Annotated in this window: 25 protein-coding genes; 8 read left to right on the top strand and 17 right to left on the bottom strand. The window is 69.8% G+C overall.

What is annotated here, in order from left to right; translation table 11 throughout:
* Nucleotides 1-97 precede the first annotated feature (97 nt).
* Together ACNFOC_RS00575 and ACNFOC_RS00570 are read left to right on the top strand one after the other, a co-directional pair.
* Nucleotides 98-823, top strand: coding sequence for a TetR/AcrR family transcriptional regulator (locus ACNFOC_RS00575; RefSeq protein ID WP_416955410.1), 726 nt, complete (start codon nucleotides 98-100; stop codon nucleotides 821-823).
* Nucleotides 816-1559: an SDR family oxidoreductase gene (locus ACNFOC_RS00570; RefSeq protein ID WP_416955408.1), complete on the top strand. Its 744-nt coding sequence runs from the start codon at nucleotides 816-818 to the stop codon at nucleotides 1557-1559. The genes ACNFOC_RS00575 and ACNFOC_RS00570 overlap by 8 nt, the downstream gene beginning before the upstream one ends.
* 201 nt (nucleotides 1560-1760) lie before the next feature.
* Here the strand turns inward: ACNFOC_RS00570 and ACNFOC_RS00565 are convergent, their stop codons facing one another.
* The 4 genes from ACNFOC_RS00565 to ACNFOC_RS00550 form a co-directional block, all read right to left on the bottom strand.
* Nucleotides 1761-2582: an IclR family transcriptional regulator gene (locus tag ACNFOC_RS00565; protein ID WP_521984292.1), complete on the bottom strand. Its 822-nt coding sequence runs from the start codon at nucleotides 2580-2582 to the stop codon at nucleotides 1761-1763.
* 185 nt (nucleotides 2583-2767) lie between these two features.
* Complete coding sequence (dmpG, locus tag ACNFOC_RS00560) at nucleotides 2768-3778, bottom strand: 4-hydroxy-2-oxovalerate aldolase (protein WP_416955406.1); 1011 nt, start codon at nucleotides 3776-3778, stop codon at nucleotides 2768-2770.
* Entirely contained in the window at nucleotides 3775-4725 is a 951-nt protein-coding gene (locus tag ACNFOC_RS00555; RefSeq protein ID WP_416955404.1) for an acetaldehyde dehydrogenase (acetylating), read from the bottom strand. Before ACNFOC_RS00555 ends, dmpG begins: the two co-directional genes overlap by 4 nt.
* Nucleotides 4722-5552 (bottom strand): 2-keto-4-pentenoate hydratase, encoded by an 831-nt coding sequence (locus tag ACNFOC_RS00550; protein WP_416955402.1) that lies wholly within the window; start codon nucleotides 5550-5552, stop codon nucleotides 4722-4724. The genes ACNFOC_RS00555 and ACNFOC_RS00550 overlap by 4 nt, the downstream gene beginning before the upstream one ends.
* Nucleotides 5553-5783: 231 nt before the next feature.
* Between ACNFOC_RS00550 and ACNFOC_RS00545 the strand changes: the two genes are divergently transcribed.
* The gene (locus ACNFOC_RS00545) at nucleotides 5784-7391 is read left to right on the top strand and encodes an FAD-dependent oxidoreductase (protein WP_416955400.1); all 1608 of its coding nucleotides are present in this window, start codon (nucleotides 5784-5786) and stop codon (nucleotides 7389-7391) included.
* 4 nt (nucleotides 7392-7395) lie between these two features.
* On the opposite strand, the gene ACNFOC_RS00540 is transcribed toward ACNFOC_RS00545, so the two are convergent.
* Nucleotides 7396-7905, bottom strand: a complete 510-nt coding sequence (locus ACNFOC_RS00540) for a hypothetical protein (RefSeq protein WP_416955398.1) — start codon at nucleotides 7903-7905, stop codon at nucleotides 7396-7398.
* Nucleotides 7902-8189, bottom strand: a complete 288-nt coding sequence (locus tag ACNFOC_RS00535) for a DM13 domain-containing protein (protein WP_416955396.1) — start codon at nucleotides 8187-8189, stop codon at nucleotides 7902-7904. The genes ACNFOC_RS00540 and ACNFOC_RS00535 overlap by 4 nt, the downstream gene beginning before the upstream one ends.
* On the opposite strand from ACNFOC_RS00535, the gene ACNFOC_RS00530 reads away from it, so the two are divergent.
* Nucleotides 8173-8439: a hypothetical protein gene (locus tag ACNFOC_RS00530; protein WP_416955394.1), complete on the top strand. Its 267-nt coding sequence runs from the start codon at nucleotides 8173-8175 to the stop codon at nucleotides 8437-8439. The two genes, ACNFOC_RS00535 and ACNFOC_RS00530, sit on opposite strands and share 17 nt — an antisense overlap.
* Before the next feature lie 83 nt (nucleotides 8440-8522).
* Here ACNFOC_RS00530 and ACNFOC_RS00525 read toward each other — a convergent pair whose 3' ends face one another.
* Together ACNFOC_RS00525 and ACNFOC_RS00520 are read right to left on the bottom strand one after the other, a co-directional pair.
* Complete coding sequence (locus ACNFOC_RS00525) at nucleotides 8523-9143, bottom strand: TetR/AcrR family transcriptional regulator (RefSeq protein WP_416955392.1); 621 nt, start codon at nucleotides 9141-9143, stop codon at nucleotides 8523-8525.
* Between the two features lie 36 nt (nucleotides 9144-9179).
* Nucleotides 9180-10040: an alpha/beta fold hydrolase gene (locus ACNFOC_RS00520; protein ID WP_416955390.1), complete on the bottom strand. Its 861-nt coding sequence runs from the start codon at nucleotides 10038-10040 to the stop codon at nucleotides 9180-9182.
* 168 nt (nucleotides 10041-10208) lie between these two features.
* On the opposite strand from ACNFOC_RS00520, the gene ACNFOC_RS00515 reads away from it, so the two are divergent.
* Entirely contained in the window at nucleotides 10209-11081 is an 873-nt protein-coding gene (locus ACNFOC_RS00515; protein WP_416955388.1) for a VOC family protein, read from the top strand.
* A 54-nt stretch (nucleotides 11082-11135) separates the two neighbouring features.
* On the opposite strand, the gene ACNFOC_RS00510 is transcribed toward ACNFOC_RS00515, so the two are convergent.
* Genes ACNFOC_RS00510 through ACNFOC_RS00495 form a run of 4 tightly spaced genes read right to left on the bottom strand, consistent with a single transcriptional unit; the run spans nucleotide 11136 to nucleotide 13525 of the window.
* Nucleotides 11136-11327 carry a ferredoxin gene (locus ACNFOC_RS00510; RefSeq protein WP_416955386.1) on the bottom strand — a complete coding sequence of 64 codons (192 nt, stop codon included), beginning with the start codon at nucleotides 11325-11327 and terminating at the stop codon, nucleotides 11136-11138.
* Nucleotides 11328-11344: 17 nt separating this feature from the next.
* On the bottom strand, nucleotides 11345-12157 hold the full coding sequence (locus ACNFOC_RS00505) for a mycofactocin-coupled SDR family oxidoreductase (RefSeq protein WP_416955384.1): 813 nt from the start codon (nucleotides 12155-12157) through the stop codon (nucleotides 11345-11347).
* Between the two features lie 16 nt (nucleotides 12158-12173).
* The gene (locus ACNFOC_RS00500; RefSeq protein WP_365302523.1) at nucleotides 12174-12383 is read right to left on the bottom strand and encodes a hypothetical protein; all 210 of its coding nucleotides are present in this window, start codon (nucleotides 12381-12383) and stop codon (nucleotides 12174-12176) included.
* On the bottom strand, nucleotides 12380-13525 hold the full coding sequence (locus ACNFOC_RS00495) for an amidohydrolase family protein (protein WP_416955382.1): 1146 nt from the start codon (nucleotides 13523-13525) through the stop codon (nucleotides 12380-12382). The genes ACNFOC_RS00500 and ACNFOC_RS00495 overlap by 4 nt, the downstream gene beginning before the upstream one ends.
* A 181-nt stretch (nucleotides 13526-13706) precedes the next feature.
* Here ACNFOC_RS00495 and ACNFOC_RS00490 point away from each other — a divergent pair, with 181 nt between their 5' ends.
* Complete coding sequence (locus ACNFOC_RS00490; RefSeq protein WP_416955380.1) at nucleotides 13707-14570, top strand: mycofactocin-coupled SDR family oxidoreductase; 864 nt, start codon at nucleotides 13707-13709, stop codon at nucleotides 14568-14570.
* Between the two features lie 9 nt (nucleotides 14571-14579).
* Here the strand turns inward: ACNFOC_RS00490 and ACNFOC_RS00485 are convergent, their stop codons facing one another.
* The 5 genes from ACNFOC_RS00485 to ACNFOC_RS00465 form a co-directional block, all read right to left on the bottom strand.
* Nucleotides 14580-15557, bottom strand: a complete 978-nt coding sequence (locus ACNFOC_RS00485) for an NADPH:quinone oxidoreductase family protein (RefSeq protein WP_416955378.1) — start codon at nucleotides 15555-15557, stop codon at nucleotides 14580-14582.
* Nucleotides 15554-16744 carry an acyl-CoA dehydrogenase family protein gene (locus tag ACNFOC_RS00480; RefSeq protein ID WP_416955376.1) on the bottom strand — a complete coding sequence of 397 codons (1191 nt, stop codon included), beginning with the start codon at nucleotides 16742-16744 and terminating at the stop codon, nucleotides 15554-15556. Before ACNFOC_RS00480 ends, ACNFOC_RS00485 begins: the two co-directional genes overlap by 4 nt.
* The gene (locus tag ACNFOC_RS00475; protein ID WP_416955374.1) at nucleotides 16741-17508 is read right to left on the bottom strand and encodes an SDR family NAD(P)-dependent oxidoreductase; all 768 of its coding nucleotides are present in this window, start codon (nucleotides 17506-17508) and stop codon (nucleotides 16741-16743) included. The genes ACNFOC_RS00480 and ACNFOC_RS00475 overlap by 4 nt, the downstream gene beginning before the upstream one ends.
* 50 nt (nucleotides 17509-17558) lie before the next feature.
* Nucleotides 17559-18707 (bottom strand): acyl-CoA dehydrogenase family protein, encoded by a 1149-nt coding sequence (locus ACNFOC_RS00470; protein ID WP_416955372.1) that lies wholly within the window; start codon nucleotides 18705-18707, stop codon nucleotides 17559-17561.
* Between the two features lie 251 nt (nucleotides 18708-18958).
* Nucleotides 18959-20431 (bottom strand): FadR/GntR family transcriptional regulator, encoded by a 1473-nt coding sequence (locus ACNFOC_RS00465; RefSeq protein WP_416955370.1) that lies wholly within the window; start codon nucleotides 20429-20431, stop codon nucleotides 18959-18961.
* A gap of 191 nt (nucleotides 20432-20622) precedes the next feature.
* Between ACNFOC_RS00465 and ACNFOC_RS00460 the strand changes: the two genes are divergently transcribed.
* Entirely contained in the window at nucleotides 20623-21822 is a 1200-nt protein-coding gene (locus tag ACNFOC_RS00460; protein WP_416955369.1) for an acyl-CoA dehydrogenase family protein, read from the top strand.
* A gap of 161 nt (nucleotides 21823-21983) precedes the next feature.
* A complete protein-coding gene (locus ACNFOC_RS00455; RefSeq protein ID WP_416955367.1) occupies nucleotides 21984-23225 on the top strand; it encodes a cytochrome P450 in 1242 nt (413 codons plus the stop codon).
* Nucleotides 23226-23227: the final 2 nt, after the last annotated feature.

Genomic DNA, 23227 nt, shown 5'->3' with positions numbered 1-23227 from the left:
GTCGTATCGCGGGTCGATACGACGGAGGCGCCCCTTCGTTTTCACCGCTAACAAACTCTTGTTGTCATCGATACACATCGCTGTTATCGTCGATTACATGAACACGAGATCGCTGATAATCGAGGCGGCGGCGGAGCTGATCGCCCAGTCGCCGAGCGGCGACGTCTCGACGCGCGCGGTGTGCGACGCCGCGGGTGTCCAACAGCCCGTGCTGTACCGGCTGTTCGGCGACAAGGACGGGCTGCTGGCGGCGACGGTCGACCATGTGTGGGACCAGTACCTGGAGACCAAGCGCGCGGCGGAGAAGTCGGCGGACCCGTTGCGGGACCTGCTCGCCGGGTGGGACAGCCATGTGGCGTTCGCGCTGGCGCATCCCAACGCCTACAAGTTGATGTTCGCCCCGGCACTGCGGTCGATGCCGGAGGCGGCGCAGGAGGCACTGCGGATCCTCCGCGCGGTGCTGGAGCGGCTCGCCGCGCAGGGCCGGATGCGGATCGCGCCCGGGATCGCGGCGCAGATGGTCATGACGGCGACCAACGGCGTCGCGCTCGCGCTGATCACCCGCCCCGAGCTGTATCCGGACGCCGGGCTGTCGACACTGGTCCGCGACGCGATGGTCCAGGCGATCCTGCTGGACCCGGCGGCGGACACGACGGCCCACGACGCCCGCGCGGCGGCGGCCACCACGCTGCTCGCCTCCCTGGACGACCTCACTCCCGAACCATTCACCCCCGCGGAGTCGGCCCTGCTCGGGCAGTGGCTCACGCAGATCCCCACCTCCCCGCAGCTCCCCACCTCACGGAAGGGCCCTCACCATGACTGACACCGACACCCCCACCCGCGTCGCCCTGATCACCGGCGGCTCCGGCGGCATAGGCCGCGCGGTCGCGGAACGCCTCGCCGAGGACGGCATCGCCATCGGCGTGCACTACGCCAGCAACAAGGCCCGCGCCGACGAGACCGTCGCCGCGATCACCGCGGCCGGCGGCCGGGCGATCCCGGTCGGCGGCGATGTGGCCGACGAGCAGGAGATGGCCGCCGCCTTCGACGCGGTCGAGGCGGAGTTCGGCGGTCTCGACGTGGTCGTCAACACCGCCGGGATCATGGCGCTTTCACCCATCGCCACCATGGACCTGGACGACCTCGACCGCATGCACCGCACCAACATCCGCGGCACGTTCGTCGTCTCCCAGCAGGCGGCCCGCCGGGTGCGCGCGGGCGGCGCGATCATCAACTTCTCCACCACCGTCACCCGCACCAAGTTCCCGACGTACGGCGGCTACGTGGCGAGCAAGGCCGCGGTCGAGGCGATGACCCTGGTACTGGCCCGCGAGCTGCGCGGCAAGGACATCACCGTCAACACGGTGGCCCCCGGCCCGACCGCCACGCCTCTCTTCCTCGACGGCAAGGACGAGACGACCGTCCAGAACCTCGCCATGGCCTCCCCGTTGGAGCGCCTCGGCACCCCGGACGACATCGCGGAGTCGGTGGCGTTCCTGGCCGGCCCGGCGCGCTGGATCAACGGTCAAGTGCTCTTCGCCAACGGCGGGTTGGCGTGACCGGGGAAGAATCCGGAGATGGTTCCGGCGACTGCCGGACGCCTTCGAGAGGAAGCTCGGCCGTCGCCCGGGTCCACGGGGCACTCACGCGGGGGCAGTTGGACCGGCCGGCGACGGGGATCAGCCCGATCTCACAGGCTCTGCGCCAGCTCTCCGCTTCCCCATGCCGGCCCGGCCGCCCCGACCGACCCACCGCGTCCGCTAACCCACCGCGTCCGCCACTTCCCGCCTGAACGACTCCCCGCCCCCGAACAGCTCTTCGGACACGGCCCGTACGGCGTTGACAACCAGCGGAGCGACAAGTTCCAGCGGCGCACGGCCGTCCCCGACGACCGAGATCGCGCCGACCGGGCCGTCGGGTCCGCGCAGGGCGAGGCCGACGCATCCGAGGTCGGGGAAACACTCGCCCCGGTCGATCGCGAGCCCGTTGCGACGGCGCACGGTGCCCAACTCGCGGTGGAGCAGGTCGAGTCGGCCGATGCTGTGCGAGGTGCGGCACTCCATCGCCTTCTGGTAGCGGGCGTCGATCTCCTCCGGGCTCAGCCAGGCCAGCATGGCCTTTCCGAGCCCGGTGCAGTGAGCGACCGCGCGTCCGCCGACCCGGGAGGGGATGTCGACGGCCGCCCGGCCTCCGACCTTGTCGAGGTAGTAGATCTCCGGGCCGTCGAGCACGGCGAGATGGACGACCATTTTCGTGCGGACGGCCAGGTCGAGGAGTTGCGGCGCCGCCGCCGCGCGCAGCGTGCTGTACCCGATCTCCCGCCCGCCGAGACCGAGCGCCCGCGGTCCCAGCGCGTACCCGGCGACCGTGTGGTGCAGCCAGTCCAGGCGCACCAGCTGGTCGAGGATCCGGTGGGTGGTCGAGCGCGGCAAGTGGGTCCGGCGGGACACCACTTCGAGGGTGAGGTGTGTCTGGGGCCGCTCGAAGAGGTCCATGATCAGCGTCACGCGCTCCATCATCGACGGCGGCAGCGCATGCCGGTCGGCCTCGTATCGCGGGTCCAGGCGAAGGGCAGACGTCATCGTCAATGCCTCTCTGCTCAAACTGAAATCAATTCTAGTTCGGCGCCGGCGTCAACGTATCAACGGCGTCGGACGCGAGCCAAGAGGCGTGCACGAGTTTATTGGTACGCCCGGTCCAAACAATGCGCGGAAGCGCCGCCTCCCTGCGCACGGCCGGGAAGCGGCGACTTGGCGGAGACGCGCGATCAGCAGCCGCGGCTCAGGTCGAGCGCGATGTCCACGATCATGTCCTCCTGCCCGCCGACCAGCCCCCGCCTGCCGACCTCCTGAAGGATGGTGCGCGCGTCGAGGCCGTACTGACCGGCCGCCGTCTCCGCGTGCCGCAGGAAGCTGGAGTAGGCGCCCGCGTAGCCGAGGGTCAGGGTCTCCCGGTCGACGCGCACCGGGCGGTCCTGGAGCGGGCGGACCAAGTCGTCGGCGGCGTCCTGGAGCGCGAACAGGTCACAACCGTGTTCCCAGCCAAGGAGGTTGGCCACCGCGATGAACGGCTCGATCGGGCAGTTGCCCGCGCCCGCGCCCTGTCCTGCCAGGGACGCGTCCACCCGGGTCACGCCCTCCTCCACTGCGGTCACCGAGTTGGCGACCGAGAGGGAGAGGTTCTCGTGCGCGTGGATGCCGATCTGGGTGTCCGGGTCGAGTACGTCACGGTAGGCACGGATGCGGTCGCGTACGCCGTCCATGGTCAGCCGGCCGCCGGAGTCGGTGACGTACACGCAGTGCGCGCCGTAGGACTCCATCAGCCGTGCCTGGCGGGCGAGTTCGACGGGGTCGGTCATATGGGCCATCATCAGGAAGCCGGAGACGTCCATGCCGAGTTCACGGGCGGTGGCGATGTGCTGGGCCGCCACGTCGGCCTCGGTGCAGTGGGTGGCGACGCGGACCGAGCGGACGCCGAGCGAGTACGCCTGCTTGAGTTCGGCGATGGTGCCGATGCCGGGCAGCAGGAGGGACGTGAGCGTCGCCCGGTGGATGGCGCCGGCCGCGGCCTCGATCCATTCCCAGTCGGTGTTGCTGCCGGGGCCGTAGTTGAGGCTGCCGCCGGACAGGCCGTCTCCGTGGGCGACCTCGATGGCGTCCACGCCCGCCTGGTCCAGGGCCGCGCTGATGGCGGCCACGTTCGCGGGGGTGATCCGGTGCCGGATGGCGTGCATGCCGTCCCGGAGGGTGACGTCCTGGACATAGAGCCTGGGGGTCACCGGGTCACCTCCGTGGAGAAGCGCTGGGCGATGCGCTCGGCGACCCGCAGGGCGGCCGAGGTCATGATGTCGAGGTTGCCGGCGTAGGCGGGCAAGTAGTGGGCGGCGCCCTCCACTTCGAGGAAGACGGACACCCTGGTGGTGACCTCGGAGACGTCCCCGGTGAAGAGCGTGTGGACCGGATCACCGGCCGGGATCGGGGTGAACTGCACCTGCTGCTTGAGCCGGTAGCCGGGCACGTACTCGGCGACCGCGTCCACCATGCCCTCGACCGAGGCCCGGACCTGCTCGTGGTCCGCGTCGCCGATCAGGCAGTACACGGTGTCGCGCATGATCAGCGGCGGCTCGGCCGGGTTGAGCACGATGATCGCCTTGCCCCGCCGGGCACCGCCCACCTTCTCGATCGCGGCCGAGGTCGTCTCGGTGAACTCGTCGATGTTGGCCCGGGTTCCGGGCCCCGCCGACTTCGAGGCGATCGACGCGACGATCTCGGCGTACGGCACCGGTGTGATCCGGCTGACCGCGTGCACGATCGGGATGGTGGCCTGGCCGCCGCAGGTGACCAGGTTGAGGTTGTCGACATCGTTGGCGAGGTGCTCGTCCAGGTTCACCGGCGGTACGACGTACGGGCCGATGGCGGCGGGAGTGAGGTCGACGAGCCGTTTGCCGTACGGGGCGAGCCGCTTGGCGTTCTCGACATGCGCCTTCGCGGACGTCGCGTCGAAGACGATCTCGATGTCGTCGAAGCCCTCCATCCGGATCAGGCCGTCCACGCCCTCGTGCGTGGTGGGCACCTTCAGGCGCGCGGCGCGGGCGAGGCCGTCCGAGTCCGGGTCGATGCCCACCATCGCGGCCATCTCCAGGGTGTCGGACAGCCGTAGCACCTTGATCATCAGGTCGGTTCCGATGTTGCCGGAGCCGATGACGGCCACCTTGGTCTTCGTCATCCTTGGTCCTTGGGTGAGAACGTCGCGGACACCGTGCCGAGGCCCGTCAGCTCGGCCCGTACGGTGGTTCCTGGCGGGGTGGGGACGAGCGGACCGAGCGCTCCGGAGAGCACGACCTGACCGGCCCGCAGCGGGTCGCCGAACTCCCGGGCGGTGCGCGCCAGCCACAGCAGCGCGGCGAGCGGGTCGCCGAGGCAGGCGGTGCCGTCGCCCGCGGACACGAGCTTCCCGTCGGCGTACAGCCGCATCGTCACGTCCCGGGGTTCGAACGCCTTCAACTCGACCTGTTCGCCGCCGAGTACGAACAGCCCGCTGGACGCGTTGTCGGCGACGGTGTCGGTGATCGCGATGTCCCACTCGGCCACCCGGCTGTCCACGATCTCCAGCGCGGCGACGGCGTACGCGACGGCGGACCGGACCCGCTCGATGTCGAGACCGTCGCCGTCGAGGTCGTCTGCGAGGACGAACGCGATCTCCGCCTCGACCCGGGGCTGTAGCAGCCGTTCGCTCGGCACGGCCGGCAGTGCGCTGACGTCCATGTCGGCGAGGAGCACCCCGAAGTCGGGCCGGTCGACGCCGACTTGGCGCTGCACCGCTTCGGAGGTGAGCCCGATCTTGCGGCCGACGACGCGTGCTCCGGCCGCGATCCGGTCGGCCACGACGCGCTGTTGGACGGCGTAGGCGAGGCTGATGTCGCTCGCGCCGAGCAAGTCCCTTACGGGTGGGCAGGGTTGCCGGTCACGGGCCGCACGGGTGAGTCGTACGACCGCCTCGGCCACGGCTGCCTCACGGTCCGCCACGGCCCTCGGTTCCCAAACGTCTGTCATTCGCATCCCCAACTCGTGATGGCCTCCAGCCTGGGCATCCGTGCCCGCTCACGGTCCCGCGGGTTCCGCTCACCGGGACTGGATCCGGGCGTGGACGGATGGTCTCGCTCAGCGAGATGACCGGTCGGAGCCGTCGAAGTGGCTCGATACCGTCCCCTCACATCGCGAGAGGTTGTGGCGTTGAGCCGCGCTCGGCCGTCGAGAAACGTCAGCACACCTGAGGAGGTCAGGATGACCAGCAGCGAGGACGTCTACGACGTGATCGTCGTCGGGTCGGGCGGGGGTCTGGTCGGTGCCTATCTGGCAGCGTCACGCGGACTGCGGACGCTCGTCATCGAGAAGACGGACTGCGTGGGCGGCACCACCGCCTACTCCGGATCCGGTCTGTGGTACCCCGGTTCCGCGCCCATGCGACGGGCCGGACTCGACGACAGTGTCGAGGACGCCAGGACCTATCTCCGCAGCACCGTCGACGACGCATCACGCGAGCCGCTCCAGGATGCCTATCTGCGGGCCGGCGTGGAGTTGATCGACGAGCTGGAGAAGAATCCGTGGTTCCAGTCGTTCGTGCATCTCCCGGTGCCGGACTACTATCCGTCGGTCACCGGCTCGTCCCCGACGGGGCACACGATTTTCCCGCCGCAGGTCACCGTCGCCGAACTCGGAGAACACGCCCCGCTGGTCCGCGCCTGCCTGCCCACCCAGCGATGGGGCCATGACGAAGGCCCGGTCCTCAGCGGTGGCCGCGCGCTGATCGGCAGGACGTTGGCGGCGTTCCTGGAGACGGGCCACGGCTCGCTCCGCCTCAACACCGCGTTGGAGGGCCTCGTCGTCGAGGACGGCAGGGTCGTCGGCGTGGAGGCGGTGAGCGACGGCGAACAGGTCACGTTCCGCGCCACGGGCGGGGTGGTCCTCGCGGCCGGCGGCTTCGAGCGCAACCGGGAACTGCGCGCGAAGTACCAGCCGGTTCCGGAGCGCGGCAGCGAGTGGACCCACGGCGCCCCCGGCAACACGGGCGACGCGCTCCAGGCCGGCATCGCGGTCGGTGCCGCCACCGACCTGCTCGACGCGGCCTGGTTCACGCCCGGACTCGTGTGGCCGGACGGCCTTCCGCTCTTCCACACAGGCACCCGGGGCGGAATCTGGGTCAACGCGGCGGGCGAACGCTTCGTCAACGAGACCCGCCCCTACGACCAGGCGGGCCGCGAGATCGTCCGCCTGCACGCCACCACAGGCGTCTCGCACATCCCCGCCCACTGGATCATCGACCAGCGCCAGCTCGACCGGGACAGCTTCGGCGGCCCCTACGACCAGCCGGTCCGCCCCGAGTGGTTCGAGTCGGGTGCGCTGAAGAAGGCCGACACCCTTGAGGAGTTGGCACAGCTGATCGACGTACCGCTGGAAGCCCTGCGCGCGACCATCGAGGAGTTCAACGGCTACGCGCGGACCGGCGTCGACGAGCAGTTCCATCGCGGCGAGACACCCTGGGACCAGATGGCTCAGTACGTCCTGGGGTTCCCCGCCCTGCCCGAGCTGAACCACCCGGCACCGCCGCCCACGGGCGAGTGGCCCAACCCGCTGCTGCCCCCGCTCGACACCCCGCCGTACTACGTCGCGACCATCGTCCCCGCGGACATCGGCACCAAGGGCGGCCTGAAGATCGACGAGCACGCGCGGGTGCTGCGCCCGGACGGCTCGCCGATCGAGGGGCTCTACGCGGCGGGCAACACCGCGGCCGCGATGACGGGACGCGTGTACCCGGGCGCGGGGGCTCCCATCGGTTCGAGTGTCGCGTTCTCGTACCTGGCGGTGGTCGACATCGCGAGCGGCACGGACTGACGCGTCAGAGCCGGCGCCGGAACGGCTCCCTGAACACCACCACGTCCAAACGCTTTCGACCTGCGACCCTTTCCGCGAGAGTCGTCGCGGAGAAATGTGAGGCCAAAAGCGGCCAGGCGATGACCACCGTCGAGAGGGCGACCATGATCGGATATTCGGTGATGAGCTGGTCCGCGCTCCAGTACGTCAGCAAGGTGAATGCCGACATGAAAGAGGCGGGCAGGGAGAACACCCCCAGGACGAGGGCGACTCCCAGCAATGTCTCCAGCAGGGGCATCGCGAAGCCGAAGAAATGCGGCCAGCCCGCGAGTGCGAAATCCGCGAAACTCTTGAAGTAACCCGGAACCCTGCTGTTCGACTTCGCGCTGTTCGCCACCAGCAGGATGTCCGCGGCCCCGAAATGCGCCCGGTATTTCAACGTTCCTTCATGGAGCCACAGGACACCGAGGGTGACTCTGATCGCGCCGACGAGGGCCGCCGCGATCAGAGTCGAGCGCGAAGGGGACGAATTCATGACAGCTTCGCGGCGCCGAATACCGCCTTCGCCTTGTCGCAGTGGATGACCACGGTGCTGTACATGGCCGCGTCGACGCCGTTGAGTTCGAACATCTGGGACTTCTGGTCGTACTTGACGGCTCCGAGCTGCTTGCCCGCCGACACGGCCGCTTCGTCCGTGCCGTTCGTGAGGTAGACGTGCAGGTCCGGGCCCTCGTCGGACGAGAAGCCCGAGAGCGTGACACCCGAACCGCTCACCTTCGCGGCGCCGGTCACCTTCTTGCCGTTGAGTCCCGCGAACATTCCCGCCCTGTCCGCCGACTTCATCGCCGCTTTCGAGGCCGACATGGAGGGCGCCGCCTTCGAGGTGGAGTCGCTGTTGTCGGACCCGCCGCACGCCGTGAGCGTGAAGGAAAGGGCAACGAGAGCCACGCCGACAAACCCGATTTTCCGCATGCCGAACTTCCTGTTCTTGATTCCGCTGGGAACCGGCGGCAAGAGGAACGGGCTGCCGCCGACGGGAACCAAGCTACCTACGGAATACGGGAAATGACCCCGCGACCAGGGGGACGTAAGAATTGCATCACATTTACGCGGCGACCACGGCGACCCGGGCGATCCCTGCGACCACGGCGACTACGGCGTGAGGAGCAGCCGTGCGGCCAGGCGCATGTTGGTCTCCGCCTCCGCGGTGGAGAGCTCCTCGGTGAGCATGGCCACGAACAGCCCCCACCAGCCGTAGATGAGCAGTCGTGCCCTGCTGCGGTCGGTCTCCGAGGCCTCGTCGACACCGAGGAGGCGCAGGATGGCCTGTCCCAGGGCGCTGTCGACGAGGTCCATGCGGGCCGGGACGATCCTTGTGTATTCGGTGAACGACGACAGCGCCACGGCCGAGGCGAGCAGGGGGCTGTCCAGCAGCTTCACGCTGAGCGTGATGAGCAACTCGGCGACCTCGGCGGCGGCGTCCGTGCCCTCGGCGGCGACGGCGAGGTCCTCCCGACCGTCCTCGTGGCCGCCGAGGTACTGCTCGATGTGCCACTCCAGGACCGCCATGAACAGGTACGGCTTGGACGGGAAGTAGCGGTACAGGGTGGCGATGGCGACGCCGGCCTCCTTGGCCACGTCGTGCATCTGCACGCTGGCGAGCCCCTCGCGGGCGCCGAGTTCGGAGGCGGCGCGGAGGATGCGGACCCGGCGCGCGGCCTGGCCGCTCGACATCGGGGCCGCCGGTTGCCGTCCCTCAGCGGGTCTCGCCACGTCGTCCCCCATGTCGTCCGGTGCTCCCGCCGACGCTCAGGACGCCTCGGGGCGGGTCAGGAAGGCCAGGACCGCGCTCTCCCATGCCTCCTTCTGCTCGATCATGGCCCAGTGTCCGCAGTCGGGCAGCACATGCAGTTCCGCTTTCGGAATCGTACGCATCGGGATCAGCGCGCCCTCCAACGGTGTGACCCGGTCGTCGCGGCCCCAGGTCAGCAGCGTGGGCACGGCGATCTTGTGGAGGGCGGCCCAGATGGGCTGGTCGGAGTGGGCCTGCGCGGCCTGCATGGCGGCCATGGCCTGCCGGCCGTAGATCCGCCGGGAGGCCTCCAGGGTCGCCGGGACAGTGGCGGTCTGCCACCGCTCCTCGATGAGTTCCTCGGTGAGGAGGGCCGGGTCGTGGACCATCGACCGCAGCCACTGGACCAGGTTCTCGCGGGTCGGGTTCTCGGCGAACTCGACGAGCAGGTTGAGGCCTTCGCTGGGGCCCGGCGAGAGGATGTTGCGGCCCACGCCGCCGATGGTGACGACCCTGCGGAACAAGTCCTTGTGGGCGACGGCGAGTCCGGCGGCGACGAAGCCGCCCATGGAGTTCCCGATGACGTCGACGCGGTCGAGGCCGAGGCCGTCGAGGAAGCGCAGCACGGCCTTCGGGGCCGCCATCATCGGGTTCTCTTCCGTGGGGTCACTGACGCCGAACCCCGGGAATTCCAGGGCGAGACAGCGGAAGTGCTTCGCGAACACGGGGAGATTTCCCCGGTAGTTGCGCCAGCCGGTCACACCCGGACCGGAGCCGTGCAGCAGAAGCAGGGGCGGCCCGTCGCCCACCTCGTGGTAGCGCAACGTGCCCTCGTCGGTGTGCAGTTCGCGCAGGGTGTCCTCAGCGGTGAGTGTCATGGCGGTGCGTGGCCTCCGGTCGCGGGGTGACAGGCGACAGTCACCGTGCCACCGCGTTCCGACCGGGTGTCGCACGCCTCCCGATCAGTGGGACGCGGACGTCCCCTGGTCCGCCGGGCTGATTAGCGTCGGGCTGCCAGGACTTGACGACGTTGATGGGAGAGCCTGATGGGTGTGCGCTCACTCGGGTATGTACGGCTGGAGTCCAGCGACATCGAGAAATGGAAGGTGTTCGGGGCGGATTTCCTCGGCCTGATGCCAGTTGAGGGCGGCGACCCGGAATCCCTGTACTACCGGATGGACGACTATCCGGCCCGCATCGTGGTCTCCCCCGGTTCGCAGAGCGGGATGACCGCCCTGGGCTTCGAGGTGATCGACGAGCGGGAGTTGGCGAAGCTCGTCGCCGACGTCGAGAAGGCCGGCATCAAGGTGACCGCCGGCACCGAGGACGAGGCCGCCGAACGCAGGGTCACCGGTTTCGTCAAGTTCAACGACCCGGGCGGCAACCCGGTCGAGCTGTTCTACGGCGCGATCCTCGACCACGTTCCGGTGCAGACCCCTCTGGTCTCGGGGTTCCTGACCGGTGACATGGGCTTCGGGCACGCCATCGTCTCCGCCGAGGACGCGCGGGGCACCTTCGACTTCTACGTCGACGTCCTCGGCTTCATCGAGCGCAACACGATGCGCTCACCGGGCGGCACGACGTGGTTCATGGGCTGCAACCCCCGCCACCACACCCTGGGCGTCACCCCGGCGCCGGGCCCCGGGCGGCTGCTGCACTTCATGGTCGAGGGCAGGACATTGGACGACGTGGGGCGCGCCCTGGACCGGGCCGCGAAGCTCGACGTCCCGATGATGCACTCGCTCGGCAAGCACACCAACGACCGCATGGTGTCGTTCTATGTGTGGTCGCCGGAGAACTACGCCGTCGAGTTCGGCTGGGACGGACTGAAGGTGCCGGAGCCGGTGCCCGTCTACGAGATCACCGACGGCGCGTTCTGGGGCCACCACTTCACCCCGCCGCCGCAGCCCGCCGGCTGAGCCGAACACACGGAAGATCAGCCCCACGGTCCACGACCGTGGGGCTGATCCGTGTCAGCGCTCGACGGTGATGGCCCGCTCAGGGCAGGCCGACTCCCCGTCCCTGGCCGCCTGTTCGAGTTCCGGCGGCACCTCGCCGTCGAAGGGCAGCGCGTAGCCGTCGTCGTCGAGCCGGAAAACCTCCGGCGCCGCCGCCGCGCACCTCGCGTGCCCGGAGCACAGCGACGAGTCGATCCTGACCTTCATCCTTGACTCCGTTCGTTCTACGGCTTGTTCGTCGATCCGGCGTCGACGGTGAACTGGAGACCCGTGACGTACCGCGCCTCGTCCGAGGCCAGGAACAGCACGGCGTTCGACACGTCGCGCGGTTCGACGTACGGGGCGAGGGGGTTCATCGCGGCCAGTGCGAACAGCGGTTCCCGCGCGGCGAGTTCCTCGATCGGAACGCCGACGGTGATGCCCGTGTCACTGACGCCGGTGGGGTGCACGGTGTTCACCCGGATGCCGTGCGGGGCGAGTTCGTTCGAGAGCGCCTTCATCAGACCGACCACGCCGTGTTTGCTGGCCACATAGTGGGCGTACGGCACATGGCCGCGGATACCGGCGGCCGAACTGGTGATGATGACGGAGCCGCCCTGTCCGGCCTCGATCATCCAGGGGATCGCGGCCCGCACCGCGTTCCAGGGGCCCTTGAGGTTGACGTCCATGACGACGTCCCAGGCCTCCTCGGACAGGTCCCAGGCGGCGCCGATGCTCATCACGCCCGCGTTCGCCACGAGCGTGTCGAGCCGCCCGAACTCCTCGCGGGCCGCGTCAACGGCGACCCGCATCTCCGCCACCGAGCGCACATCGGCCTGTACGGCGACACATCGACGGCCGGTCGCCCGCACCAACTCCACGGTCTCTTCGAGCTGTTCCTTCGACGCCAGCGGGTAGGGCAGCTCGTCGCTGATGTCGTGGCACACGTCGGTGACGACGACATCGGCGCCCTCCTCCGCCAGCCGCACGGCGTGCGAACGGCCCTGACCACGGGCGGCGCCCGTCACGAGCGCCACCTTGCCCTCCACACGCCCCACGCGAACTCCCTCTCCTTCAGCGGACATTCAGGTCCTCTGCGGCCTCGCGCAGGGCGCGCAGCCGGGTGTCGAGGAGTTCGCGCTCGGCCTCGTCGCCCGCGCCGAGTTCGGCCAGACGGCGGGCGGTGAGGCCGATCTCCTCCTGGAGGCGGCCGTACGCCTCGTCGCGGGTCAGCAGGTCGAGGTCGGTCCAGTCGGAGCGCTCGGACTCCGGGCGCCTGCTCATGCGGGGAGGTTGTAGAGGCGGCGGGTGTTCAGCTCCACGATCTTGTGCACCTCGTCGTCCGGTACGTCGGCGAGGACCTCGGCCGCGTAGGCGCGGCTCTTGGGCCAGTAGGAGTCGGAGTGCGGGTAGTCGCACTCCCAGGTGATCTTGTCGACGCCGATGTGGTGGCGCACTTCCACGCCGAACCGGTCGTCGATGAAGCAGCCGTGGAAGTGCTTGTGGAACAGCTCCGAGGGGCGCACGCTCTGGTTGACGTTCTGGTAGAAGCGGTGCCGCTCCCAGGTGCCGTCGCTGCGCTCCAGCAGGTAGGGCATCCAGCCGATCCCGCCCTCGGACAGGCCGATCTTCAGCCGCGGGTGGTTGTGGAGGACCGGGGAGAACAGCAGGTCCGCGGTGGCGTACATGGAGTTGCAGCCGAACAGTGCGATGGTCACCGCGAACGGCGCCTCCGGGGCCGTCTTCGGTGCGGCGCCCGAGGTGCCGAAGTGCAGGCACAGAGGCATGTCGGTCTCCTCGGCCGCCGTGAACACCGGGTCCCAGTGGTCGGTGTGGAACGACGGCAGGCCCAGCGGGACCGGGTTCTCCGGGAACGAGATCGCCTTGGCGCCCTTGGCCGCCGTACGCCTGATCTCGGCCGCGCAGGCGTCGACGTCCCAGAGCGGCAGGATGACCAGCGGGATGAGCCGGCCGGGGGCGGTGGCGCACCACTCGTCGAGCACGAAGTCGTTCCACGCCTGGACGCAGAGCAGGGCGAGGTGACGGTCCTGGCCGTCCAGGAAGATCGTGCCGGCGAAGCGCGGGAACGACGGGAAGCACAGCGCGCCCCACACGCCGTCCAGATCCATGTCGCGCAGTCGGGCCTTCGGGTCGTAACAGCCCGGGATCATCTCGTCGTAGCGGGTGGGTTCGAGGCCGAACTCCTCGGGCGACTTGCCCGCGACGGCGTTCAGGCCGATGTAGGGGTAGATGCGGCCCTCGTAGTTCCACACCTCGGCCGGGGCCTGGCCCTCTCCGCGCGCCTGTTCCACGATCCGTGGTCCGGCGTCCCGGTACTTCGCCGGCAGCCGGTCCGTCCACAGGCGCGGCGGCTCGATCAGGTGGTCGTCGGTCGACAGCAACTTCATCCATGGCTGCAATGGCATCGATGTGCTCCCTCGAATCTCATGGACTCTCTAGCACCGGCCGAATTGTGTGCACTGTTCGGGTCCCACTGAACGGAAACCGGTGAGCGGTCAGGGGACTTGACATCGATCATGGATCACGAACAGCCCCATCGGACAGTATTCAGGCTACTCTTTTATTTCCGGCGGAAGGAGCCCCACGATGGGCCGAGTACAGGACAAGGTCGTCTTCATCACCGGGGCCGCGCGCGGACAGGGCCGCGCCCACGCGCTCCGGCTCGCCGCGGAGGGCGCCGACATCATCGCGGTCGACCTGTGCGAGGACATCGCCACCAACGCGTATCCGCTGGCCACCGGGGACGACCTGGAGGAGACCGTGCGCCAGGTAGAGAAGCTCGGCCGGCGCATCGTGGCGCGCAAGGCGGACGTACGCGATCCGGCGGCGCTCAAAGCGGCCGTGGCCGACGGGGTGGCCGAGTTGGGGCGGCTCGACGCCGTGGTCGCCCAGGCCGGTATCGCCCCGCTCGGTCCCCAGCAGGGCGTCCAGGCCTTCATCGACGCCGTGACCGTCGACTTCAACGGTGTCGTGCACGCCGTCGAGGCCGCCCTGCCCCATCTGCCGGACGGTGCCTCGATCGTGGCGACCGGTTCCATCGCGGCCCTGACACCGGCGACCGTCGACAGCCCGTCCAACGGCCCCGGCGGCCTCGGCTACTCCTTCGCCAAGCGCCAAGTGGCCGCGTTCGTCCACGACTTGGCGACGGTACTGCTGTCCCGGAAGATCCGGGTCAACGGTCTGCACCCGACCAACGTCAACACGGACATGCTCAACAGCGACATCATGTACCGCTCGTTCCGGCCCGACCTCGAGAACCCGACCCGCGAGGACGCCTTGGTCTCGTTCCCCGCGACGACCGGTATGGACATTCCCTACGTCGAGCCGGAGGACGTCGCCGACATGGTGCTCTTCCTGGTCTCCGACGAGTCGCGCTATGTCACCGGCATGCAGATGCGGGTGGACGCCGGCGGCTATGTCCGCAAGCGCCCCCAACTCCCCACGTTCTGAAGGCTTTTGCTACGAGGTGAGGTCCAGGACCACCTTGCCGGTGGTCCTGCGCCCGGCGACGTCGGTCAGGGCGCTCGCGACCTCGGCGAGGCTGTGGACGCGGGAGACCAGCGGCCGCATCCCGTCCCGGACCATCGCGGCGAGGGCGCGGTCGGCGGCGGCCACGGCGTCCGGGGCGTACTGCCGCACCGTACGGATCTCGAAGCCCCGCACCACCAGGTCCTTCAGCAGCACCAGGTTCAGCGGGATGCGCGGGATCCTCCCGTCCGCGTATCCGACCGTGACGAACCGGCCGCCCCGGCGCAGCGCCCGCAGGGCGGCCTCCGCGTGGTCGCCGCCGACCGGGTCGATCACGAGGTGGGCGCCCTCGCCGCCGGTCAACTCCCTTGTGCGGAGCTTGAGATCCTCGTGGACGTAGTCGACGCCGGCCTCGGCCCCGAGCTTGCGGGCGACCGTCAGCCGCTCCTGGCTCGACGCGGCGGCGACCACCCGCATACCGAGCCGCGTCGCGATGTCGACCGCCGCCGAGCCGACTCCACCGGCGGCGCCGAGCACCGCGACCCACTCCCCCGCGCTGCCCCGTCCGACGGTGACGAGGGAGTGGTAGGCGGTGGCGTACGTGACGTGGAACGCGGCGGCGTGCACCATGTCGAGTCCCTCGGGCACCTGGCGCAGGCTCGCGACGGGCACCACGACCTGTTCGGCGAAGGCGCCGGTGAGTACCGCCCCGGCGACGGGTGAGCCGACCGGCGGGCCGGACACGCCAGGCCCCAACTCCGCGACCACACCGGCGAATTCACTGCCCGGCGTGAAGGGCGGCGGCACGGACACCTGGTAGCGGTCCGCCACGATCAGTACGTCCGGGAAGTTCACCGCGGCCGCGTGCACCCGGACCAGCACCTCGCCCGGTCCGGGCCTGAGGTCGTCGAGTTCGACGACCGAGAGGCCGCCGGGCGGCCCGTACTCCGTGCAGCGTGCGGCTCTCATCGCGCCCTTTCCACGGTCGTCGGCATCGCCGGGTCACGGGGCAGGCCCAGCACCTGCTCGGCGATCGTGTTGCGCTGGATCTCGGCGGTGCCCGCGCCGATCGACGAGGCCCGGGTGCGCAGGAACCCCCATACCCAGCGCCCGCGTTGGACGGCATGCGGGTCACGTCGGCCGAGGATTCCGTACGGTCCCAGCAGGTCGAGGGCGAACTCGTGCAGCTCCTGCTCGAAGGCCACGATGAACAGGCGTGACGTCGAAGAGGCAGGCCCTGGTTCGCCCTTGGCCATGATGTCGGCGATGGTCCGCATGCCGGTGAGCCGCATGACGCGCACCCGGATCTCGAAGTCCGCGAGCCGGTCGCGGACGATCGGGTCGGCCGTCGCGCCGCGCTCGTGGGCGAGTTCGATCAACTCGTCCAACACCCGCCGGTACAGGGCCGCTTGGTTCATCGCCCCGGCCGCCCGCTCATGCCCGAGGCTCGTCCGCACCAGCGGCCAGCCGCCGTTCTCCTCGCCGATGCGGTCGGCGACCGGTACGCGGACGTCGTCGAAGAAGATCTCGCAGAAGTGCGCGTCGCCGGTCAGGTCGCGCAGTGGCCGTACGGTCACCCCGGGAGCGTGGGCGTCGATCAGGAGGTAACTGATGCCGTCCTGGCGGGAGTCGGGCGGTCCGGTGCGGACGAGGGTGAAGACGATGTCGGCGATGTCGGCCGAACTGTTCCACACCTTCTGCCCGTTGACGACGTACTCCGCGCCCTCGCGCCGTGCCGTCGTGCGCAGCGCGGGGAGGTCCGACCCCGCCTCCGGTTCGGAGTAGCCCTGGGCCCACACCATGTCGCCGCGCAGCATGGGGCGCAGGTGGCGCTCCTTCTGCTCGGGCGTGCCGTACTTGATGAGGGTGGGGGCGGCGATGCCCAGTCCGGTGCCCAGGGGTCCTGGGACGCGAGCGCGGGCGTACTCCTCCTGGTAGACGACCTGGCGCGCGAAGGACAGGTCCATGCCGCCGTACGCGCGCGGCCAGCTCGGGCCGGCGTAACCGGCGTCGTACAGCGCGGCCAGCCATTTCTTCTGCCAGGCGACCCGCTCGGCGGGGTCCTTGGGGCGGCGGCCGGGGTGCTGCTCCGTCAGAAAGGCTCGCAGGCGGGCACGGAACTGCTCGTCGGTCTCGTCGTCCGCCGTCATCGTCATCGCGGGGCCATGCGGATGGCGCCGTCGAGGCGGACGGTCTGGCCGTTGAGGTAGGGGTTCTCCAGCATCTCCACGGCGAGGCGGGCGAAGTCGTCCGGGTCGCCGAGTCGTTTGGGGTGCGGCACGGAGGCGGCGAGGCCGTCGCGGATGTCGGCGCGGAGGCGGCCGAGCATCGGGGTGTCCATGATGCCTGGGGCGATGGTGTTCACGCGGATCTGCCAGCTGGCCAGGTCGCGGGCGGCGACGAGGGTGATGCCGTGGACGCCCGCCTTGGCGGCGGTGTAGGAGGTCTGCCCGATCTGGCCGTCGAACGCGGCGACCGACGCGGTGAGCACTACGGCTCCCCGGTCGCCGTCGACGACTTCGTTGCCGGCGAGGCGGGCGGCGGAGAGGCGCAGCACGTTGTAGGTGCCGACCAGGTTGACGCGTATGACCTCGGCGAAGGTGTCGAGTTCGCCCGGATTGCGGTCGCGGTCGATGATCCGGGTACGGTCGCCGCCGCGCCCGGCGCAGTGCACGACGGCGCGCAGGGTGCCGAGTTGCTCCGCGGCGTCGAGGGCGGCGGTGACCTCGGTCGCGTCGGTGACGTCGGTGCGGACGAAGCGTGCGGCCTCGCCGAGGTCGGCGACGGCCTTGACGCCCTGTTCCTCGGAGATGTCGGCGAGGACGACACGTCCCCCGCGTTCGATGATGCGCCGCGCGGTGGCCAGGCCGAGCCCGGAGGCGCCGCCGGTGACGAGTGCCGCTGAACCGTCGATGTTCACACCCAACTCCTCATGGACTGCGGGGTTTTGAAAGCGAGTTCTGCAGGGTCTCAAAGGCCCAGGGACTTGCTGATGATGAGCTTCATGACCTCGCTGGTGCCGCCGTAGATGCGGGTCACGCGGGCGTCGGCGTACAGGCGGGCGATCGGGGATTCGAGGATGTAGCCGTAGCCGCCGTGCAGTTGGAGACAGCGGTCGACCACGCGCCCCTGTGTCTCGGTGCAGACCAGCTTGGTCCGTGCCGCGTCCACGGGGTCCAGTTCGCCCGCGACGAGCGCGCCGATCGCCGCGTCGAGCAGAGCCTGCGCGGCAGTCAACTCGGCGTCCAGGGCGGCGAGTTCGAACTTCGTGTTCTGGAACTGGGCCAGTGGCTTTCCGAACACGTTCCGGTCGCGGACGTAGGCGACGGTCAGGTCGATCGCGGTACGGGCCTGGGCGACCGCGCCGACCGCGATGGCGAGGCGTTCCTGGGCGAGGTTGCGGCCCAGGAGGGTGAAGGCGGCGCCCTCCTCGCCGAGGAGGTTGGCGGCGGGCACGCGGACGTCGTCGAAGGCGAGTTCCACGGTGTCCTGGACGGCCAGGCCGATCTTCTCCAGCTTGCGCCCGACAGCGAAGCCGGGCATGCCCTTCTCCACCACGAGGAGGGAGAGACCGGCGCGCCGGTTGTCGGGGTCGACCGCGGTGCGGGCGACCACGATCACCAGGTCGGCGTGGTGGCCGCCGGTGATGAAGGTCTTGGCGCCGTTGAGCAGGAAGTGGTCGCCGTCGCGGACCGCCCGGGTGGTGACGCCGGCGAGGTCGGAGCCGGTGGCGGGCTCGCTCATCGCGATCGCGGTGTACAGCTCGCCGGAGGCCAACCCCGGGAGCCAGCGCGCCCGTTGCTCGGCATTGGCCAGGCCCGTGAAGTACGGGACGACGATGTCGAGATGGGTACGGAGGCCGCCGAGGGTGACGCAGGCGCGGGCGCACTCCTCCTGGATCACCGCGTTGTAGCGGTAGTCGTCCTGGCCGCCCCCGCCGTACTCCTCCGGGATGGCCGTGCCGATGATGCCTAGCTTGCCCAGTGCGGTGAACAGGTCGCGGGGGACGAGCCCGGCTCGCCGCCAGTCCTCGTACGACGGGACGACCTCGCGGGCGATGAAGTCACGGACCAGCAGACGAAAGTCCTCGTGGGTCTCTTCGAACAGGGTCCGGCGCATCGGATCTCCTTCGGCTCGACCTATTCAGTATACCTAATTAGTCTCGCCCGACACAGCTCGATACAGCAGAACGCCCCCGTGGACCCGAAGGCCACCGGAGCGCTCCGCTGGGAGTGCCGCGATGTGCCGTCGTTCATCTGCGGCACCGTCGTGGCTGGTCGCGCAGTTCCCCGCGCCCCTTCGGAGCGCTGCCGGACCGCACCAGAGGGCGGCGGACCCAGCTGGGACACCGCCGCTCGGGAGTCAGGAAATCAGTGCCACCAAGGGATGAGCGCGTCCAAGTGACGGCGCATCCGATGCCGGGCCACCCCGGCGTCGCCCTCGACGATGGCGTCGAGGATCCGCTGGTGGACGTGCTGCACTTCGTCCGCCGCCGTGTCGCCGGGAAGCGGCCGGTCGTGGCCGGAGGCGTGGCGGCGGAACAGCTCGGTGATGATCGACAGGAACAGCGCGAGCACCGGGTTGCCGGAGAGCGCGGCCAGTTCGGTGTGGAAGAGGTCGGCCTTGCGCGGGTCGTCGGCGGCGCCCTCCGTGCTCCAGCGCACAGCCCTGCCGAGCCGTTCGGTCACCTCTTTGTCGCCCTCCGCGACTCTGGCGGTGACCCGGGCGACGATGCCCAGTTCGATGGCGTTGCGGACGATCCGCAGGTCGTCGGCCGTGACGCCCTGGTACTCCAGGAACAGCGCCATGGTGTCGATGCTGGCCTGCGGCTCGGGTTCGGTGACGATCAGCCCGCCGCCGGGACCGCGGCGCATCCTGGCGACCGAGTGGTACTCCAACAGCCGTACGGCTTCCCGCAGTACGGCCCGGCTGATCGAGTAGCGGGCGAGCAGGTCCGCCTCCGAGCCCAGCACCATGCCGGTCTGCCAGCCGCGCGCGGCGATGTCGTCGTGGATGCGGGCCGCGACCACTTCGGCGAGCTTGGCCCGCGGGCCCTCGACCAGTTCGGGCTCGACGACATTGCCCGCGATCCGCTGCCCGCGCCGCACCCGGTGCTTCTCGATCCAGCCGGCCACCGACTCCAGATGCGCGGTCAACTCGGTCTGGGCGCGGGCCCCGTCGTCGGCGATCACCGCGTCGACGACGGCTTTGTGCGCGCGGTGCGAGATGTCCTTCGCCGCGTGCATCTCGGACTTGGAGATACGGCGGGAGGTGTGCGCGTAGCGGGCGGTGAGCCGGGTGAGCACGTCGACGAACAGGTGCAGCACCGGGTTCCCGGACAACTGGCCGAGCACGGGGTGGAGGGGGTCCTGCGAGTGGACGCCGGGTTCGTCCCAGTGGTCGAGTTCCGAGTCGAGTGTGGTCCGGAGGGTGTGGATGCCCTCCTCGGTGATGCGGTCGGCGGCCAGTCCGGCGGCGATCGGCTCCAGCAGGAGGCGGGCCCGGAGGAGGTCCGTGACGCTCGTGCCGACGTATTCGAGGTAGATCACCATGGCGCGGGTGGCCGGTCCGGCGTCCGGTGCGCAGACGATCAGGCCGCCGTTCGGGCCGCGCCGCATCCGGGCCACCTGGTGGTGCTCGACGAGCCGTACCGCCTCGCGCAGCACCGCCCGGCTCACCCCGAGCCGCTCCCGCAGATCCACCTCGGACCCCAACGACTCCCCCACCGGCCAGCCCTGGCGGATGACGGTCGCCTCGATACGGCGGGCGGTCTGCGCGGCCAGCTTGCCGACCGGGACACCGGTCTCGCCGTCGGCGGGCTCGCGGTCGACGGCAGTCGCCATGGCCAACTCCTCTGGGGCGGATATTGCGGATCCCCAGTCTATTGGCCACCTGGGCCGGAGACGCGCGGTTCGGGCACCTGGATCCAAGATAAGGCCACTTTTTCGACCGTAGGACCCTGGCAACCGGGTGAACTGCGTGGTTAGAGTAGCCTCATTTCGCAGCACGGCATGAGAACAGGGAGCCGACAGCGATGCGCCTGGAGTCCACGCCCGAGCTCGAAGCGTTCCGGAGGAAGGTGCGCGCCTTCGTCGCGGAGCACGCTCCGGGCACCAAGACCCATGCCGGGGTGCGCGCACCGGAGCCGGAACTGATGCCGGTGATCCGGGAGTGGACCGCCAAGCTGTTCGAGGCGGGCTTCCTCGGGATCGGCTGGCCGGCCGAGTACGGCGGCCGGCCCGACGCGCACCCCCTGGAGCCGTCGGTCGTGGCCGAGGAGATCGCCAGGGCCCGCACCTGGCAGCCGATCGGCGCCGCCTCGCTGGCCTCGGCCGCGCTGCTGGAGTTCGGCACCGCCGACCAGCGGGCGCGTTTCCTGCCCCGTATCCGCTCCTGCCAGGACGTGTGGTGCCAGCTGTTCAGCGAGCCCGAGGCGGGCAGCGACCTGGCGGCACTCCGGACACGGGCGGTCCTGGAGGGCGAGGGCGACGACGCGGTCTTCGTCGTGGACGGCCAGAAGGTGTGGACGACCAACGGCCAGCACGCCGACATGGGCTATCTGCTCGCGCGCACCGACCGCGAGGCCCCGAAGCACAAGGGCATCACGGCGTTCGCCCTCGACCTGCGCAGCCCGGGCGTCGGCATCCGGCCGTTGCGGGAAATCACCGGGACGACCGACTTCAACGAGGTCTTCCTGGACGGGGTCCGCATCCCGGCCGCGAACGTGATCGGCCGCGTGAACGACGGCTGGCGGGTGGCCATGAGCAGCCTCGGCCACGAGCGTTCCGGCGTGGCCGCGCGTGGAGTCGAACTGGTCGCCGTGCTCGACGACCTGGTGCGCCTCGCCTCCCGCACGACGGTGGGCGGCGGGCCCGCGCTCGACGACTCCGCGACCCGGCAGGCGATCGGCGAACTGGCCACGCGGGTCCAGGTGAACGCCGCGCTGACCGCCCTCGCCCAGTCACGGATGCTGCACGACACGGAACAGCCCGCCGACGCCCTCCTCGGCAAGATCTTCTTCAGCGAGCTCAACCACGACCTGGTCGACTTCGGCCTCAGCCTGCAAGGCACGGACGGGCTGCTGGTCGAGGGCGACGAGGGTGCCGTGGCGGAGGGCTGGTGGCAGGACGCGCATCTGTACTCGCGGGCGTACACCATCGCCGGCGGGGCGAACGAGGTGCTGCGCACGCAGGTCGCCGAGCGGGGGCTCGGGATGCCGCGGGAGCCTCGCTGACCAGCCCTCATCATCAAATAGACCATTCGGTCAATACGCGTGCTTCACATTTCTTCACCGATCATCCGAAAGCTTTCCCGGGCTTTCCGGCAGATTGATTGTACCGATCGGTCGACGTATGGTTTCGTCAGGTGCGGGGCCGACGAGAGGACAACAGAACCATGACCGAGAGAGTGGCCGGAACCGACGTCGCCGAGGATCTGCCGGAGTACCCGTCGCCCCGATCGGGCGAGTGCCCGTTCGCGCCGCCGCCGGGTCTGCTCAAGCTGCACGACACGGGCAAGGCCCTGGTCCGGGCGAAGACGTGGGACGGCACGACCCCGTGGGTCGTCACGACCCACGCGGCCCAGCGGCAGCTGCTGACCGATCCCCGGCTGAGCGCGAACATCGGGGCACCCGGATATCCGCACACGACCGAGGCGATGAAGGCGCACGCGGCCCATATCCAGCCCTCGATCAACAACACCGACGGCGCCGAACACACGCGCTGGCGCCGGATGCTCACGAGTTCGTTCACCCGGCACCGGATGGAGAAGATCCGCCCGGAGATCCAGCGGATCACCGACGACCTCATCGACCGGATGCTGGCGGGTCCCAACCCGACCGAGCTGAACGAGGCGCTGTCGCTCCCGCTGCCGTCGCTGATGATCTGCGCGCTCCTCGGGGTGCCGTACGAGGACCACGACTTCTTCCAGGAGCACGCGGGAGTCACCAACGCGCGCTTCAAGACGCCGGAGAAGGCGGCGGAGAGCACGGCGACCGTGCGCCGCTACATCGCCGGGCTCATCGAGGCCAAGATGGACAACCCCGGCGAGGACGTCCTCTCCGACCTCGGCGCGCGCATCAAGGCGGGCGAGCTGTCCATGGAGGAGGCCGCGCCCCTGGGGCACATCCTGCTCGTCGCCGGGCACGACACCAGCGCCAACATGATCACACTGGGCACCGCGCTGCTGCTGGAGAACCCGGACCAGCTCGCGGGCCTGCGTGAGCACTCGGACGATGCGAAGTACGTGACGAGCACGGTCGAGGAGCTGCTGCGCTACCTCACCATCCCGCACCTGCTGGCACGCCGGGCCGTGCTGGACGACATCGAGATCGACGGCGAGACCATCCGCGCGGGCGAAGGTGTCATCGCGTCACTGCCCGCCGCCAACTGGGACCCGCAGGCGTTCCCCGACCCCCAGAAGCTCGACCTCACCCGCACCGCGTCCCACCACCACGCGTTCGGCTGGGGCCCGCACCAGTGTGTGGGCCAGCAGCTCGCGCGCATCGAACTCCACGTCGTCTTCAGCACGTTGTTCCGCCGGATCCCGACGCTCCGACTCGCCGTGGACGTCTCGGAGTTGAAGTTCAAGGAGGACTCCCAGGCCTACGGCATCTACGAGTTGCCCGTCTCCTGGTGAGC

This window comes from Streptomyces colwelliae (assembly GCF_048158785.1).
Classification (GTDB): domain Bacteria; phylum Actinomycetota; class Actinomycetes; order Streptomycetales; family Streptomycetaceae; genus Streptomyces.
Note: the sequence above shows the minus strand (reverse complement) of the source record. Positions and strands in the feature narration are given on the sequence as shown.

Bases quoted from the DNA above. Each gene is read 5' to 3' on its own strand.
- ACNFOC_RS00575 (WP_416955410.1), top strand. From the start codon at position 98: ATGAACACGAGATCGCTGATAATCGAGGCGGCGGCGGAGCTGATCGCC.
- ACNFOC_RS00570 (WP_416955408.1), top strand. From the start codon at position 816: ATGACTGACACCGACACCCCCACCCGCGTCGCCCTGATCACCGGCGGC.
- ACNFOC_RS00565 (WP_521984292.1), bottom strand. From the start codon at position 2,582: ATGACGTCTGCCCTTCGCCTGGACCCGCGATACGAGGCCGACCGGCAT.
- ACNFOC_RS00555 (WP_416955404.1), bottom strand. From the start codon at position 4,725: ATGACGAAGACCAAGGTGGCCGTCATCGGCTCCGGCAACATCGGAACC.
- ACNFOC_RS00550 (WP_416955402.1), bottom strand. From the start codon at position 5,552: ATGACAGACGTTTGGGAACCGAGGGCCGTGGCGGACCGTGAGGCAGCC.
- ACNFOC_RS00545 (WP_416955400.1), top strand. From the start codon at position 5,784: ATGACCAGCAGCGAGGACGTCTACGACGTGATCGTCGTCGGGTCGGGC.
- ACNFOC_RS00540 (WP_416955398.1), bottom strand. From the start codon at position 7,905: ATGAATTCGTCCCCTTCGCGCTCGACTCTGATCGCGGCGGCCCTCGTC.
- ACNFOC_RS00535 (WP_416955396.1), bottom strand. From the start codon at position 8,189: ATGTTCGCGGGACTCAACGGCAAGAAGGTGACCGGCGCCGCGAAGGTG.
- ACNFOC_RS00520 (WP_416955390.1), bottom strand. From the start codon at position 10,040: ATGACACTCACCGCTGAGGACACCCTGCGCGAACTGCACACCGACGAG.
- ACNFOC_RS00515 (WP_416955388.1), top strand. From the start codon at position 10,209: ATGGGTGTGCGCTCACTCGGGTATGTACGGCTGGAGTCCAGCGACATC.
- ACNFOC_RS00510 (WP_416955386.1), bottom strand. From the start codon at position 11,327: ATGAAGGTCAGGATCGACTCGTCGCTGTGCTCCGGGCACGCGAGGTGC.
- ACNFOC_RS00500 (WP_365302523.1), bottom strand. From the start codon at position 12,383: ATGAGCAGGCGCCCGGAGTCCGAGCGCTCCGACTGGACCGACCTCGAC.
- ACNFOC_RS00495 (WP_416955382.1), bottom strand. From the start codon at position 13,525: ATGCCATTGCAGCCATGGATGAAGTTGCTGTCGACCGACGACCACCTG.
- ACNFOC_RS00490 (WP_416955380.1), top strand. From the start codon at position 13,707: ATGGGCCGAGTACAGGACAAGGTCGTCTTCATCACCGGGGCCGCGCGC.
- ACNFOC_RS00485 (WP_416955378.1), bottom strand. From the start codon at position 15,557: ATGAGAGCCGCACGCTGCACGGAGTACGGGCCGCCCGGCGGCCTCTCG.
- ACNFOC_RS00480 (WP_416955376.1), bottom strand. From the start codon at position 16,744: ATGACGATGACGGCGGACGACGAGACCGACGAGCAGTTCCGTGCCCGC.
- ACNFOC_RS00470 (WP_416955372.1), bottom strand. From the start codon at position 18,707: ATGCGCCGGACCCTGTTCGAAGAGACCCACGAGGACTTTCGTCTGCTG.
- ACNFOC_RS00465 (WP_416955370.1), bottom strand. From the start codon at position 20,431: ATGGCGACTGCCGTCGACCGCGAGCCCGCCGACGGCGAGACCGGTGTC.
- ACNFOC_RS00460 (WP_416955369.1), top strand. From the start codon at position 20,623: ATGCGCCTGGAGTCCACGCCCGAGCTCGAAGCGTTCCGGAGGAAGGTG.
- ACNFOC_RS00455 (WP_416955367.1), top strand. From the start codon at position 21,984: ATGACCGAGAGAGTGGCCGGAACCGACGTCGCCGAGGATCTGCCGGAG.